This is a genomic window from Undibacterium sp. WLX3042, from assembly GCF_049544825.1.
GTDB lineage: Bacteria > Pseudomonadota > Gammaproteobacteria > Burkholderiales > Burkholderiaceae_D > Undibacterium.
On record NZ_CP186698.1, the window covers coordinates 3,704,767 to 3,718,937 of the forward strand.

Annotated in this window: 7 protein-coding genes and 5 pseudogenes; 2 read left to right on the forward strand and 10 right to left on the reverse strand. The window is 61.7% G+C overall.

Annotation, left to right across the window (positions count from 1 at the left end; genetic code table 11):
- Nucleotides 1–35 precede the first annotated feature (35 nt).
- Nucleotides 36–1,583 carry a transposase gene (locus tag ACPAOP_RS16945; protein WP_423708799.1) on the forward strand — a complete coding sequence of 516 codons (1,548 nt, stop codon included), beginning with the start codon at nucleotides 36–38 and terminating at the stop codon, nucleotides 1,581–1,583.
- A gap of 413 nt (nucleotides 1,584–1,996) precedes the next feature.
- On the opposite strand, the gene ACPAOP_RS16950 is transcribed toward ACPAOP_RS16945, so the two are convergent.
- The 3 genes and pseudogenes from ACPAOP_RS16950 to ACPAOP_RS16960 form a co-directional block, all read right to left on the reverse strand.
- Nucleotides 1,997–3,442: an OmpP1/FadL family transporter gene (locus ACPAOP_RS16950; protein ID WP_423708800.1), complete on the reverse strand. Its 1,446-nt coding sequence runs from the start codon at nucleotides 3,440–3,442 to the stop codon at nucleotides 1,997–1,999.
- A 158-nt stretch (nucleotides 3,443–3,600) separates the two neighbouring features.
- A complete protein-coding gene (locus tag ACPAOP_RS16955; protein WP_423710037.1) occupies nucleotides 3,601–4,515 on the reverse strand; it encodes a putative bifunctional diguanylate cyclase/phosphodiesterase in 915 nt (304 codons plus the stop codon).
- A gap of 30 nt (nucleotides 4,516–4,545) precedes the next feature.
- Nucleotides 4,546–5,790: pseudogene (locus ACPAOP_RS16960) on the reverse strand (putative DNA modification/repair radical SAM protein); the annotation flags it as partial.
- Nucleotides 5,791–5,842: 52 nt separating this feature from the next.
- Here ACPAOP_RS16960 and ACPAOP_RS16965 point away from each other — a divergent pair.
- Nucleotides 5,843–6,238, forward strand: a pseudogene (locus ACPAOP_RS16965) (transposase); the annotation flags it as partial.
- Nucleotides 6,239–6,285: 47 nt separating this feature from the next.
- Here ACPAOP_RS16965 and ACPAOP_RS16970 read toward each other — a convergent pair.
- From ACPAOP_RS16970 to ACPAOP_RS17000, 7 genes and pseudogenes are all read right to left on the reverse strand, one after another.
- Nucleotides 6,286–6,387 (reverse strand): annotated as a pseudogene (locus ACPAOP_RS16970) (IS6 family transposase); the annotation flags it as partial.
- Nucleotides 6,388–6,391: 4 nt separating this feature from the next.
- Nucleotides 6,392–8,152 (reverse strand): annotated as a pseudogene (locus ACPAOP_RS16975) (DUF3141 domain-containing protein); the annotation flags it as partial.
- An 85-nt stretch (nucleotides 8,153–8,237) separates the two neighbouring features.
- A complete protein-coding gene (gene phbB / locus ACPAOP_RS16980) occupies nucleotides 8,238–8,984 on the reverse strand; it encodes an acetoacetyl-CoA reductase (RefSeq protein WP_423708801.1) in 747 nt (248 codons plus the stop codon).
- Complete coding sequence (locus ACPAOP_RS16985) at nucleotides 8,974–9,435, reverse strand: phasin family protein (RefSeq protein WP_423708802.1); 462 nt, start codon at nucleotides 9,433–9,435, stop codon at nucleotides 8,974–8,976. Before ACPAOP_RS16985 ends, phbB begins: the two co-directional genes overlap by 11 nt.
- 49 nt (nucleotides 9,436–9,484) lie before the next feature.
- Nucleotides 9,485–10,615 (reverse strand): ABC transporter permease, encoded by a 1,131-nt coding sequence (locus ACPAOP_RS16990; protein ID WP_423708803.1) that lies wholly within the window; start codon nucleotides 10,613–10,615, stop codon nucleotides 9,485–9,487.
- Between the two features lies 1 nt (nucleotide 10,616).
- Nucleotides 10,617–13,379: a ribosome-associated ATPase/putative transporter RbbA gene (rbbA, locus tag ACPAOP_RS16995; protein ID WP_423708804.1), complete on the reverse strand. Its 2,763-nt coding sequence runs from the start codon at nucleotides 13,377–13,379 to the stop codon at nucleotides 10,617–10,619.
- 3 nt (nucleotides 13,380–13,382) lie between these two features.
- Nucleotides 13,383–13,661: pseudogene (locus tag ACPAOP_RS17000) on the reverse strand (hemolysin D); the annotation flags it as partial.
- Nucleotides 13,662–14,171 lie beyond the last annotated feature (510 nt).

The following is a 14,171-nucleotide window of genomic DNA, read 5'->3' on the forward strand; positions in this document are numbered from 1 at the left end:
ATCGCCGCAGAATACTGTGCATTTGTACAGTATTCATGTCAGCCACTTCCAAGCCCAAGCTCTACAACCCACGCCACCCCGAACGCACGCTGCTCTACCAAATGGTAGCCGAGCACTACGAGACCTGGCTAGAGTTGGCCAGCGCGGGTCAGTTCGACGGCCAGGGCGACCACCACACCCCCAAGCCCTTCGTGCGCAAAGCGTTTGCCAAGTATCTTGAGTGCGGCATCTTTGCCCATGGCTTTGCCCGCGCTCGCTGCGGCGACTGTGGGCACGACTACTTTGTAGCCTTCTCCTGCAAAGGCCGGGGAGTCTGCCCCTCGTGCACCACGCGGCGGATGGTGGAGACGGCGGCACACCTGAGCGACCACGTTTTCCCCCGCCTGCCGGTGCGCCAGTGGGTGCTCTCCGTGCCCAAGAGGTTGCGGTACTTCATGCAACGCGACGGAGCGGTGCTGAGCATGGTGCTGCGCATCTTCCTGCGGGTGATTGCGCAAAGCCTGCAGGCGCACTGCATTGGCGCGGCCAATGCAGACAAGGAAAGCCTGCACATCGGCGCAGTGGCCTTCATCCACAGGTTCGGCTCCAGCCTCAATGAACACGTCCACTTCCACGTTTGTGTGGTGGACGGGGTGTTTGAGGAAGTGGAGGGCGAGGGCGATGCTGATGCGACCCCTCGAATCTCATCGCCGGGTGTCATCTTTCACGCGGCCACCGGCATCGATGCGGCTACCGTGGCCCCAGTGCAGACCACACTGCAAAAACGCATCCTGCGCGCCTTCGTTGCTCGGGGCCTGCTGGAGAACTGTGACGCCAAAGACATGCTGGGCTACAAACACAGCGGCTTCTCGGTGGATGCGGGGGTGTGCATCGAAGCCCACGACCGCGCTGCGCTGGAGCGGCTGCTGCGCTATTGCGCGCGTCCACCGTTTTCCATGGAGCGCCTACGCAAAGAGGGAAGCAAACTGGTGTACCGCTGTGCCAAACAGCGCAGCGAGCCCACCAGTGACAAGCGTGGTGCCAAGGCAGATGAGCTGCACCTCACACCGCTGGAACTGATCGACCGCATCGCCGCGCTGGTGCCACCGCCACGCACCCACCGGCACCGCTACTTTGGTGTGCTGGCACCAAACTCGCCGCTGAGAGCGGCGGTAACGGCGCTGGCTCAGCCTGCTGCGTCGCAACCAGCCACGGTGGAGACTGCACAACCTGGCGCGGGCGTACCTGGGGTGGCGGCGCCGGGCAACGCGGCCACACCCACACCCGAACCTGAAGCACGCCCGAAGCGAGCGGCGCATTACTTGTGGGCGGTGCTGATTGCCCGCATCTACGAGGCATTTCCGCTGCTGTGCCCCATGTGCGGTGGGCAGATGCGCATCATTGCCTTCATCACCCACAGCGCCGAAATCCGCCACATCCTGAACCACATCGGGGTGGAGTCTGCCCCCCCGCACATCACCCCGGCACGCGGGCCACCGCTGTGGGAGGGCTGCGACGCGCCGGTGGATGATGGTGCGCAAGGCGAGCCGGATTGGGATCTGGCAGCTCAACCCGACGAGATAGACCAGCGCGTCAATTGGTGACCCAGTGAAGCGGCGGTATCCATCGCTGCGGGGAAGCAGCTGCGCGCGCGCCAGGCCCAAATGCATACTGCCTCCCAAGCTCTTGCCATTGAGCGGCAAGCGAGCGCTCAACCTTCCTTGGCCGAACGTGTTTCGAGGCCCAAAACTCGCGCCATACTTGGCCTCATGCGGTTGAATTTCCTATCCGTGGCCTGAGCGGCGTAGGTCGCAGTAGGTCGGCTTAGCGCGCAGCGCGTAAGCCGACAACACCACGGACACATCCGAAAACCCATAAAAGGCTGGGGTCGGTCCCTGCGGGATCGGAATGTCCGCCATTGGCGCACATTCCCCCAGCGGGTCTGACCCCGAAAAAAAAAAGCGCCCGAAGGCGCTTTTTTCATTTCATGGCGGCCGGGTCGGCCGCCACTACCTGCTTAAAACTTGTAGTTGTAAGCGAGACCAATCAACTGCATGCGGGTCTTGAACAGGCCCTTGGTGGTTTCACCATTGCCGGTGCAGCCTTTGGTCACCGGCGAGCAGTTATTCGTGTAGTTGACCGAAGCGTCCTTGAAGTCGATATAGCTGTAGGCCAGATCCAGCGAGGAGTTCGCGTTCAGCTTCCAGTTCGCGCCGATCGAGTACTGCATGCGGTCGCTGTCCGGCAGAGCCGGGTGACGCAGCTCGGCGCTGCGCACCGGCGCCTGGTCGTGGGCGATACCGGCACGCAGCAACAGCGCTTCGCTGTACTTGTAGTTGGCACCCAGCGAGACGCGGTAGGTATCCTTCCAGTTCTGGCGGATGCGCTCAGCACCTTCGGCCGTTGGCGGGAACTGGATGTCCAGGTTTTCCAGGCGCGAGGTGCGGGTCCAGGTGACGTCGCCCATCAAGGCCCAGCGCTCATCCATCTGATGGAAGGCGTTGACCGACAGGGTTTCAGGCGTGCGCACTTCCACCAGCGCCTTCGAATTGACCTTGCCCGATGCGGCGGAAATGAAACCGTTGACGGCCGCATTGTTCGACACTTGCGAGAAGTCCCAGATCGTGTCGCCTTTCAGCTTGTGCGAAATCGACGAACGGTAGGAGATACCGAAACGCGTGCCTTCGTTCAGCTGGTACAGATAGCCCAGGTTGAAGCCGAAGCCCCAGTCATCGCCATCCATCGAGGCGTGGCCATCCTTGGCGCCCTGCAGCGCGGCACCGGCGGCTTGCGCGGCGGCCAGGCCCTGCGTCTTGGCGATATTCGCCAGGAAGGCTTGCGATGCGGCTGGCGCATGCTGGCCCAGGAAGGCAACCGTGCCAGGCACGTCGACGGCCTGGCCCAGTTCGGCCTTCATGTGTTCCGCGGTAACGCCGAAACCGAACGAGTGATGCTCGTTCAGCTTGAAGGAAACGGAAGGATTCAGGGCGATGGCTTCGAGCTTGATATTGGTGATCGCATAGCGGCCGCTCCAGTCATTGCCGTAATCGAGCTTGGCGCCGTACGGCACGAACATGCCCATGCCGACGGTCCATTGATCATTGAGCTTCTTGCTCGCGTACAGGGCAGGCGCGAAGACGGCGTCCGGCGCGTAGTCCTTGGTCGTGCCGCCAGGATTGCGGCCGGTGAAAGTCTTCGAACCCGTGTCCTGGTAGGTCGAATGCGGCACCACCAGGGTACCGCCGCCGACGAACTGCGTGCCTTCCAGGCGCGACATGCCGGCCGGATTGTAGAAAATGGTCGATGCGTCGGCCGCTTCGGCGCCGTTCGCGTCAGCCGAACCCTGGCCGGAGACGCTTTGCGAACCGAAACGGTAACCCGATGCTTGTGCGGTGGAAGAAATGCCGGCGAATGCGGCGATGATCAGGAGGGGCAGATAGCTATGTTTAAAGTTCGGTTTCAAGTTCGTCTCTCTTTATATTAGTGTGTACTTCGGCATATTGTCTCGGGCGTCTCAACCTGACCCGTCCTGCACATTTCTTGCCGCCGTGAACTCCAATTCACGGACGGCATGAGCGAAGCATATAATATTTTTGAAAAAAAAGCGAACGATCGCTCTTTTTATGAAACGACGTTGTTTTCCGCGCTATGAACGGGGCTGTAGGGTGGCAGCACGGGGGCTGGAAGTGGTATTAAAAAACGCTTGCGCATCAGCGCCAGCATGTGTTCGGCCGGCACGGGACGCGAGATGAAATAGCCCTGCACCTCATTGCATTGCAGGGCGCGCAGGATGTCGAGCTGCTCGCGCGTTTCCACCCCTTCGGCCACCACGCTCATGCCCAGCGCATGCGCCATCGACAAGATGGCGCGCACGAACACTTCGCCCTGCTCCGAGCGGCCCAGCTCCATGGTGAAGGCGCGGTCGATCTTCAAGCCATCCATGGCGAACTTCTGCAGCTGCGACAGCGACGAATATCCCGTGCCGAAATCGTCGACCAGCAGGCGCACGCCCAGCGCGCGGATGGCCGACAGCTGCTCCACGGCGCGGTTCTGTTCATCCATCATGGCCGATTCCGTGATTTCCACCTCGATCATGCGCGCATCGATGCGGTGACGCGCCAGCGCGGACGCCAGCACCTGGTGCACGTCGCCGCGGCCGAACTGGCGCGCCGACACGTTGATGGACACGGGCACCAGCTCCTGGCCGGCCGCCTGCCAGTGCGCCATCTGCTGGCAGACCTTCTCGATGACCACTTCGCCCAGCTGCGAAATCAGGCCGCTGCTCTCGGCCACTTGAATGAATTCCAGCGGCGGCACCATGCCGTGCTGCGGATGGCGCCAGCGCACCAGCGCTTCCATGCTGCACAGCTGCCCGCTCATGGCATCGACGCGGGGCTGGTAGACGACGAGGAACTGGTCCTGCTCCAGCGCCGCCACCAGGCTTTGCTCCAGTTCGCGGCGGTTGCGGATGGTCTCGAACAGTTCCGGCTGGAAGAATCGGTGGTGGCCCTTGCCCGCCACCTTCACGGCGTACATGGCGATATCGGCGTTCTTCAGCAGCACGTCCGTCAGGTGCGCAGCCAAATCAGCAGCCTCCAAAGCCCGGCCGGGGCGGTAGTCGGCCGCCTCCACAAACGGCAGCACCTTTTTGAGCGGCACATGCAGCCGCGCCAGGTCGGCATGCCGCAGGCGTCGCACGCGGCGGGCGGCCAGCAGACGGTCTACCGTCTGCACACCAAAGCCTGGCACGCGCAGCAGCAGCTCGCGCGGGGCGGTGTTCAGGTTCACCGGAAAACGCTCGCGGTGCGCCAGCGCCCAGGCCAGCTTGGGGTCCATGTCCAGCGCCAGCATGCCCACCTGAGAGGGGGGAACGATCTCATCGTGGGTGAAGCCGTAAAAGCGCATCAGCCAGTCGGCCTGGTACAGCCGGTGCTCGCGCACCGTGGGCGGCGCGGCCAGCGGCAGGGCGCGCGCGGCGTCGGGGATGGGGCTGAAGGCCGAGTAGTACACCCGCCGCAGCCGGTGCACGCCATACAGCCGTGCGCTGGTGGCGAGGATGGTGCGGTCGTCCGTCGCATCGGCCCCCACGATCATCTGCGTGCTTTGCCCGCCCGGCGCAAACAGCGGCGCGCTGGCCCGGCGCGTGGTGCGCGATTGCGGCATCGAGACGATGGCCTGCGCGGCTTGTTCCTTGCGCGCTGCACGCGATTCGCCAATGTGCACGGCCATGCGGGCCATGGATCGGTCGATGGCGGCGCTGTTTTTCTCGGGCGCCAGGGTCGTGAGGCTCTCGGCCGTGGGCAACTCGATGTTGATGGACAGCCGGTCCGCATAGCGGCCCGCGCGCTGCATCAGCTCGGGCGATGCGTCGGGAATGGTCTTGAGGTGGATGTAGCCGCGAAAGTCGTGCGCCTCGCGCAGCACGCGGGCCACCTCCACCACTTGCTCCATGGTGTAGTCGGGGCTCTGGATGATGCCGCTGGAGAGGAACAGCCCCTCGATGCAATTGCGGCGGTAAAAGTCCAGCGTGAGCTGCACCACCTCACCGACTGTGAAGCGCGCCCGGGGCACGTTGCTGGTCACGCGGTTGACGCAGTACAGGCAGTCGTACTGGCAGAAGTTGGTGAGCAGAATCTTGAGCAGCGAGATGCAGCGGCCGTCCGGCGCGTAGCTGTGGCATATGCCCATGCCCTCGGTCGAGCCCATGCCGCGCCCGCCCACCGAGTTGCGCGGCGCAGCGCCGCTCGATGCGCAGGATGCGTCGTACTTGGCCGCGTCAGCCAGGATGGCGAGTTTGGATTGCAGGTTCACTGTATGAATTTAAGGGGTATCTATTTAGCTCCAGTGACGTGAGAATAGCTGGATGGAAACCCAGATGCTAACGCCAACTCCTGGACGGGACTACCCCCGCACCTGGAACGAATTTCTTGACTGGTTTGCCACCGAAGAGGCTTGCCAGGCGTTCCTGGAGAAGCTTCGGTGGCCCCAAGGCTTCGTCTGCCCGCGTTGCGGCAACGCTGGCGATGTGTACCGCGCCAGCCGCACCCGCCTGATGTGCCGCTCATGCCAGTACCAAGGCACAGTGACATCTGGAACCATCTTTGACAAGACGCGCACACCGCTGCGTGTCTGGCTGGCTGCAGCTTGGTACCTGACCAATCAGAAACAAGGCGTGAGCGCCCTGGGGCTGCAGCGCGTATTGGGTTTGGGGAGCTACCAGACCGCCTGGACCATGCTGCACCGGTTTCGACGGGTTGTGTCGCAATAAGGTAGAACGGACAAAAAATGTGGCGAGGCTCCGGAAAATTAAAAAGCTAAACTATAAAACTGTTCAGCTTTGGACAAAGGCTGACCTTTGGAGGCAGGTATCATTTGCCTTTTCTGAATCATATGCATGGTTTCAATACCGGGGTCGCGGCGGTGCATCGTCGTGCAGGCTCTGTCCAGTCATGGCCTGCACCAGCGGCAGGCTGTACAGCGTGTCAAACGCCTGTGCGTAGATCTGGTCGCGGCAATCACGGAATTGATCCAGCATCTGTTCGACGGCGGTGGAAAACTGCGCCTGCAGTTGCAGGAAAGGGTTGGCCTCGGAGACGGGCTGACGATGGTCGCGCACGTGTTGCGCAGCCTCATGTACTGCGGCGGCGAGCGGATGCCTGTCAGACCACAATTCATAGCCCATGCGCAGCGGATGCAGCTGCTCCAGCCACTTCGCACCCTGGTCCGTGACCAGGGCACGCATCCATGGCTGCACGAAGCTGCGGTAGCAAGCCAGGTTGACCTCGGAGATCCGCGCAACGGCGGCGAACCGGCGATCGTTCTCAGGGTCGGGACGGACGATCTCACGGACTTCATCGATGCTGCTGCGGCGAATCCGCGTCAGGAAGACGTCACTGGTTGGGTCTCCTTCCTGCACTGGGTCGGGATGCTCATCGATTTGCATGTGGTGAATGCCTGCCGGCAGCACGTCGATGATGTCGATGTTCTCAGCGAACTCCTGGTGCTCTTTACGCCCGACGCTGCCGGAGACGAAGATTCCCAGATGTCCGATGCTGTCATGGGTAGCGTAGACGATGGTCTGGTCATGTCCCAGCACGTCCAGGTCGTTGCGGTACAGGTCGGTGATCCAGCCCAGGGCCTGGGGCGGTGGCGTGATGTTGTCCCCATAGGAGCAGAACACCAGGATCGGCGAGCGAATATTGCGCAGGTCGATGCGCACGCCATCAGACGTCACCAGCTGCGCCGTACTCAGTTTGTTGCCGATGAACAGGTTATCGACGATGTACTGTATTTCCACATCGTTCAGGAACACGTGGCCGCCCCAGTACTTTTCGAACTGCAAGTAGCGCGGGCCTTCCGTGTCGACCTTGGCGTACAGGTTGTACTGTTTGCTCCACAGCGTATTGGCCGGGTCCAGGTTCTCGAAGTTCTGTACCAGCCAGGCGCCGTCGAACCGACCGGCGCCCAGATCGCCGGTCAATGCCGTCAACCAACTACCGCCGGTCAGGCCGCCTGCATAGCGCATCGGCATGTCGCCCGCCCAGTACGACAGCGGCGCGCCGGCGACGATGATCGGTCCGAACAGTTCGGGCCAGACGGCAGCTGCCATCAGGATCTGCCAGCCCGCCTGGCAATTGCCGATGACCGCAGGCTTGCCGCGGCTGTCGGGGTGCAGCTCGCCGACCTTGCGCACGAAGGCCGCTTCGGCGCGCATGACGTCTTCGACGGTCTGGCCGGGAACGGGATCGGGCAGAAAGCCTACGAAGTAGCAGGGATGGCCAGCCTTGAGGGCCGCGCCGACCTCGCTATCGGGTTTGAAGCCGCCGATGCCTGGGCCGTGGCCCGCTCGTGGATCGACCACCACGAACGGTCGCTTGTGGGGATCGCTCGGCGTGTCGGCTGGCGGCAGGATACGTACGAGGCCATAGTTGACCGGCTGCGGAAGGTCCAGCCCGGACATGATGACCTCAGAGGCGAAGTCGAGTACGTTCGGCGTCTGCTCCTGCAAATGCTCCTGGTACTGGTTGCCGCGTTGGCGGCGAACGTCGGCATACAGAATGGACCGCTGCCAGGCATCCACTGCATACTCGTTTGCCATCGCCGATAGTCGCAACGGGTCCCGCAGCAACTGCCCCCAAGCGGCCGTTGGTGATGTCGTGGTGTCTTGATTCATGGCGATGGGCACTCCGTCTATGATGAAACTGAAAAATTGAATGAAAAGGGGCCGCAGGCACATCGTCTTGCTGGCCCTTCCTCACTCAGTACATGTGCTGGCCACCATTCATCGACACGTTGCTGCCGGTCATGAACCCCGCAGACTCGCTGGCGATGAATGCAACCAGTGCGGCGATTTCCTCAGGCCGTCCCAGACGACCCACGGGAATACCGGCAGTCACTTGCTTGACCACTTCCTCCGACATGCTCGTCACCATCTTCGTATCCAGATACCCCGGCGAGACGGTGTTGACTGTCACACCCTTGCGCGCCACCTCTTGCGCAAGGGCTTTAGTGAAGCCATGCATGCCGGCTTTTGCGGCGGAGTAGTTGGTCTGGCCGAACTGCCCCTTGGAGCCGTTGATCGAGGAGATGTTGACGATCCTGCCCCAGCCGCGTTCGAGCATGCCGTCGATGAATGGCCGGGTGACGTTGAAAACGGAGTCGAGATTGACCCGCAGGACCGCATCCCAATCGGCGTAGCTCAGCTTGCGGAACGTAGCATCACGCGTGATGCCCGCGTTGTTGACCAGAATGTCGATGTGGTGACCGTCTGCTTGAATGAGGCCGGCCAGCTCCTGGCAGGAGGCATGGTCGGCCACATCCGCGCCGTAGGCGGCGAAGTCGTAACCTTCGCCGGCTTGGGTTTTCAGCCACGCGCCAATGCTGGCATTGCCCGGCGAATGGACGACGATCACGGTATGGCCCGCATCGTGCAAGGCCCGGGCGATGGCTTCGCCCAGGCCGCCGCTGCCGCCGGTGACCAGTGCAGTGCGTTGCTCAGCCGGCATTGCGACCACCTGTCTTGGCTGGTGCGTCCTTGTCCTGTGCCTTGGCCCACACCGCTCCCCATTGCTTGAAAATATCCTGGAACGGCAATATCGCATCGCCCTGGCCTACGGCCTGCGTAACCGATTTCTGCCAGTCCTGAATGGCTTGCTGCAGGCCTTGAGTGAAGGTGGTCTGATTCTTGATTGCGACTTGCGTTAGTGCCTGCGCGCCACCCATCTGGTGCTGAAACTGACGCCAGAAGGCCTGCGCGGGCAGCGTGGCCAACTCCTGCCAGTTCTGGGCCTTGAGCAGGCTTTCGATCTCAGTGCCGGACTCGGCAATGTTTTCGCTGCCCGCGCGCGTGGCGTTCTCCAGCCATTGCTGGCCGTTTTCCTGCATCAGGCGCTGCAGGCGCAGTTGCAGTTCCAGGTTCGCCTTGAAGAGGTTGAGGGGGATGGTTTCATTGCTCATGGTCAAACTCCTTGCTTGGGTTGAAATGCCCAATCGGGCGGTCAAACGATCAGGCCATCTGGCCGATCGTTTTGCGAAAGCGTGCCAGCGACAGGAAAAACAGCACCGCGCCGATCAAGGCCAGCGCCAGGAAGGGCTGCCACACCGTCTCCAGCCCCGCGCCCCGATAAAGGATGGCCTGGCTCAGTTCCACGAAATGGGTGGTGGGTGCGATCAGCATGATGTTCTGCACGATCTCGGGCATGCTTTCGCGTGGCGTAGTGCCACCCGACAGCATCTGCAGCGGCAGGATGGTCAGCATCATCAACATACCGAACTGCGGCATGTTGCGCGCCAGGGTGGCGAGGAAGATGCCCATCGACGTGGTGGCGAACAGACTGAGCGCCGCGCCAGCGAAGAACAGTGCAATGGAACCCTCGACTGGAACGCCCAGGACGCCGCGCACCATGAGATTGAGGGACAGGAAGGAGGCGATCAGCACGACCAGGGCCATCGACCAGACCTTGGAGAGCATGATCTGCGCGGGTGTGACCGGCATCACCAGCAGGTGCTCGATGGTGCCGTGCTCGCGCTCCCGGATCAGCGCTGCGCCGGTCAGGATGATGGACAACAGCGTGATGTGGTTGATGATCTGCACCACCGAGCCGAACCAGGCCTTGTCCAGTGCCGGGTTGAAGCGTGCGCGCAATGCCAGATCCACGGGTGGCGCGTCGGTGCCGCGGTAACGCTTGACGAACTCATTGACTTCGCCGGTGAAGATCTGCTGTATATAGCCACTGCCGGTGAAGGCCTGGCTCATGCGGGTGGCGTCGACATTGAGCTGCACGGCAGGCGATCGCCCCGCCAGCACGTCGCGCTGGAAGTTGGGCGGAATGACCAGAGCGAAGGTGTACAGCCCCGCGTCCATGCCCGGGTCCACGTCCCTATAGTCGATCATGGCCGGCTGGGTGAACTGCGGGGGGTAGAAGGCCGAGGCAACCCGCTGGGACAGCGCCGAATTATCCTCGTCGACGATGGCGATGGGCGCGTTGTGCAGCGTCTCCGGCATGGACGTGGCCCTGGTGTAGACCGACGCGGTGAACACATAGACGATGAGTACGAGCATCATCGGATCACGCCAAAGACTCCATAGCTCCTTGACACCGAGCTGGTAGATGTTGGCCAGGTTTCGTCTGCGCATCTCAGCGCTCCTGCTTCTTGAGTAGCAAAACGGCCGCACCGAGAATCACCGGAACCGACAGCAGCATCGACCACAACGGCCCCGCCAGATCGGCCAGGCCGAGCGCTTTGCTGAACACGCCACGGCTGATGGAGATCATGTGCGTGGCGGGGTAGATCTCGCCGATGAACTTGCTGGAGCCTTCAAGCGAGGACACGGGATCGATCAGGCCGGCGAACTGGGTGGCCGGAATCAGGGTGCCGATCATGGCAAAGAACATGGCCGCGATCTGGCTGCGCGTGACGGCCGAGGCGAGCAGCCCCATGCCTGTCGCGGCGAAGGAGAAGATCAGCGCGGCCAGCGCCAGGGTCAAGAAGCTGCCCTTGACCGGCACACCGAAGATGGTGACCGCGAGCAGGCTCATCAGCAGGAAGTTCATCATGGCCAGGCCGACATAGGGCAGTTGCTTGCCAAGCAGGAACTCGATGCGCGTCACCGGCGTCACGTACAGATTGGTGATCGAGCCTGTCTCTTTCTCGCGCACCACCGCCAGCGCGGTCAGCATCGCCGGCAGCATGAGCAGCAACAGGGGAATCACGGCGGGCACCATCGCCGGCAGGCTCTTGACATCGGGGTTGTAGCGAAAGCGCGTCTCGACGCTCGCATTGCCTGCTGCGCTGGCGCCGCCGCGCTCGCTGGCCTGTACCAGCAGCCAGTGCTGGTGCATGCCCTGAACGTAGCCCTGCACGGTTTCGGCGCGCTGCGGCATGGCGCCGTCGAGCCACGCACCGATCTGCACGTTCTGGCCCCGCAACACATCGCGGGCAAAGCCAGCGGGGATTTCGATGGCCAGCGACAGTTCGCCGCTGCGCATGCGCCGGTCGAGATCCTCGTAATCGACGATAGGCGGGTGCTCTGTGAAGTAGCGCGAGCCGGCCAAGTTCAGCGTGTAGTTCTGGCTGAGCGTGGTCTGGTCGCGATCGAGCACCGCATAGCTCAGGTCCTCGACGTCCAAGGTGATGCCGAAGCCGATCGCGAACATCAGGAGCAGCGAACCGCCCAGCGCCAGGGTGGCGCGCACCGGATCGCGCTGCAGTTCCAGTGCTTCGCGCCACAGATAGCTGAGCATGCGGCGCAGGCTGAAGCCTTCAGCGTTGTGCCCGATGTGCTCAGTGTGTGTCGCTGGCGTCTGAATCGCCGTATTGGCGGCCTCGGTGGGGCCGGCGGGAGCGACCGTGCCGCCCTCCGCCTCGATGAGGTAGCCGATGAAGGCCTCTTCGAGGGTTTTAGCGCCGCGCTTCTCGACCAGCTTGGCGGGCACGTCGCTGTCGAGCACCTTGCCCGCATGCATCATTGACATGCGGTCGCAGCGTTCGGCCTCGTTCATGAAGTGGGTGGAAATGAAGACCGTCACCCGGTCGCGACGTGACAGCTCGATGAGCAGCCGCCAGAATGCATCGCGCGCTACTGGATCGACCCCGGAGGTCGGCTCGTCCAGAATCAACAGTTCGGGCTTGTGCACCATGGCGACTGCCAGCGACAGGCGCTGGCGTATGCCCAGAGGCAGGCTGGCCGGCAAGCTGTCGATGACTTCCACCAGGCCGAAGCGCTCCACCATCTCTTCGACGCGGCCCGGAATGTCCTTCGGGGGCACGCTGAACAGCTTGGCGTGCAACTCCAGGTTCTGGCGTACCGTGATTTCGCTGTAGAGCGAGAATGCCTGCGACATGTAGCCGACGCGGCGGCGGGTGTCCAAGTCATGCGGGTCCACCTCATGACCGAACAGCCAGGCTCGTCCCTCGCTCGCCGGCAGTAGCCCGGTGAGCATCTTCATCGTCGTAGACTTGCCGCAGCCGTTGGAGCCGAGGAAGCCGAAGATTTCACCGCGCCGGATGCGGAAGGACACGCTGTCGACGGCAACGAAGTCGCCAAAGCGCATGGTCAGCCCCTCGGCTTCGATGGCGATATCGTCCGCGCCGTCCTCAGGCAGAGGCGGAATGACAACCGCTTGGTGTCCGCGCTTTTTCTCTTCCGGGAGCAGGCGGATGAATGCCTCTTCCAGGTTCGGGCTGTTTGTTGTCTCCAGCAATTCCTTCGGCGTACCGGTGGCGAGGACCTTGCCGTCGTCGATGGCGGCGAGCCAGTCGAAGCGCTGTGCCTCATCCATGTAGGCGGTAGCCACGATCACGCTCATGCCGGGGCGATCGGCGCGGATGCGTTCGATCAGATCCCAGAACTGTGCGCGCGCCAGCGGGTCCACGCCAGTCGTCGGTTCATCGAGAATCAGGAAATCCGGGTCGTGAATCAGCGCGCAGCACAAGCCCAGCTTCTGCTTCATGCCCCCGGAGAGCTTGCCTGCCGGACGTGCTAGGAATTTGAACAGGCCCGTGGCCTGGGTCAGCTCATCGATGCGCTGGCGGCGCTCGGGCGCGTCATGGCCGAACAGCCGCGCGAAGAATTGCAGATTCTCCTCGACCGAGAGCGTCGGATACAGGTTCTTGCCCAACCCCTGCGGCATGTAGGCGATGCGCGGGCACACCAGCTTGCGGTGGGCCTTGCTGGCCATGTCGCCACCGAGCACCTCGACCGTGCCTTCCTGGATGATGCGCACACCGGCCAGCAACGAGAGCAGGCTGGACTTACCCACGCCGTCGGGGCCGATCAGACCGACCATCCGTCCAGCGGGGATGTCCAGGTCAATGCCATCCAAGGCAATGACGTCGCGGTAGCGCAGTCTTACCTGGCGGACACTTGCAACGGTCGCGAGCTGCGCGCTGTGGCTCATACCTTACTCCGGCACACGAACGGAGAGGTTCTGAGGCCACTCGGCCTTGGCGTCGAGCTTGACCCAGGCTACGCCGGGCAGACCGGTCTTGACCTGGTTCAGGTGCTCACGCAGCAGCTCCTGCGAGATCTGTGCGCGCACGCGAAACATCAGCTTTTGTCGCTCACTGGCGGTTTCCACCGTCTTGGGGGTGAACTGCGCTGCGCTGGCGACGAAGGAAACGGTGGCTGGAATCACATACTCGGGCGCGGCATCCAGAATGATGCGAACCTCCGACTCCAAAGGTCAGCCTTTGTCCAAAGCTGAACAGTTTTATAGTTTAGCTTTTTAATTTTCCGGACTCTCGCCACATTTTTTGTCCGTTCTACCTTATTGCGACACAACCCTTAAGACCAATAGCAGATAATTGTTGTGATTCTGGTTTTGGATTAACCGCAGTTGTGCTCATAGAAAGATCCATATCTGTTCTTTATATTTATTCTAGTAGATATTTGGATATTGATCTCACATTCTCAGATGAAAAAACACTACCGTTGCCATCAGATGGTCTGTACTTCCGCAGATTTTCTGCGGTACAACCAAACCACGAGTGAAGCTCACTTCTTGGCGATGAAAAATAAATACTCCCCCATTTGATTAACCGACCAATATTCGATTTTTATTTGATCATTGAAGCATGAGTACAGATAAATCCTAAAAAATTAACAATGCCTCAGTTGAACAAGCGATATTTGCGAAATCAATAATAAAATGACCGCGAATATGAATGATAATGGTACAAAATACATGCAA

Bases quoted from the DNA above. Each gene is read 5' to 3' on its own strand.
- ACPAOP_RS16990 (WP_423708803.1), bottom strand. From the start codon at position 10,615: ATGCGCAGACGAAACCTGGCCAACATCTACCAGCTCGGTGTCAAGGAG.
- ACPAOP_RS16945 (WP_423708799.1), top strand. From the start codon at position 36: ATGTCAGCCACTTCCAAGCCCAAGCTCTACAACCCACGCCACCCCGAA.
- ACPAOP_RS16955 (WP_423710037.1), bottom strand. From the start codon at position 4,515: ATGTACGCCGTGAAGGTGGCGGGCAAGGGCCACCACCGATTCTTCCAG.
- phbB (WP_423708801.1), bottom strand. From the start codon at position 8,984: ATGCCGGCTGAGCAACGCACTGCACTGGTCACCGGCGGCAGCGGCGGC.
- rbbA (WP_423708804.1), bottom strand. From the start codon at position 13,379: ATGAGCCACAGCGCGCAGCTCGCGACCGTTGCAAGTGTCCGCCAGGTA.
- ACPAOP_RS16985 (WP_423708802.1), bottom strand. From the start codon at position 9,435: ATGAGCAATGAAACCATCCCCCTCAACCTCTTCAAGGCGAACCTGGAA.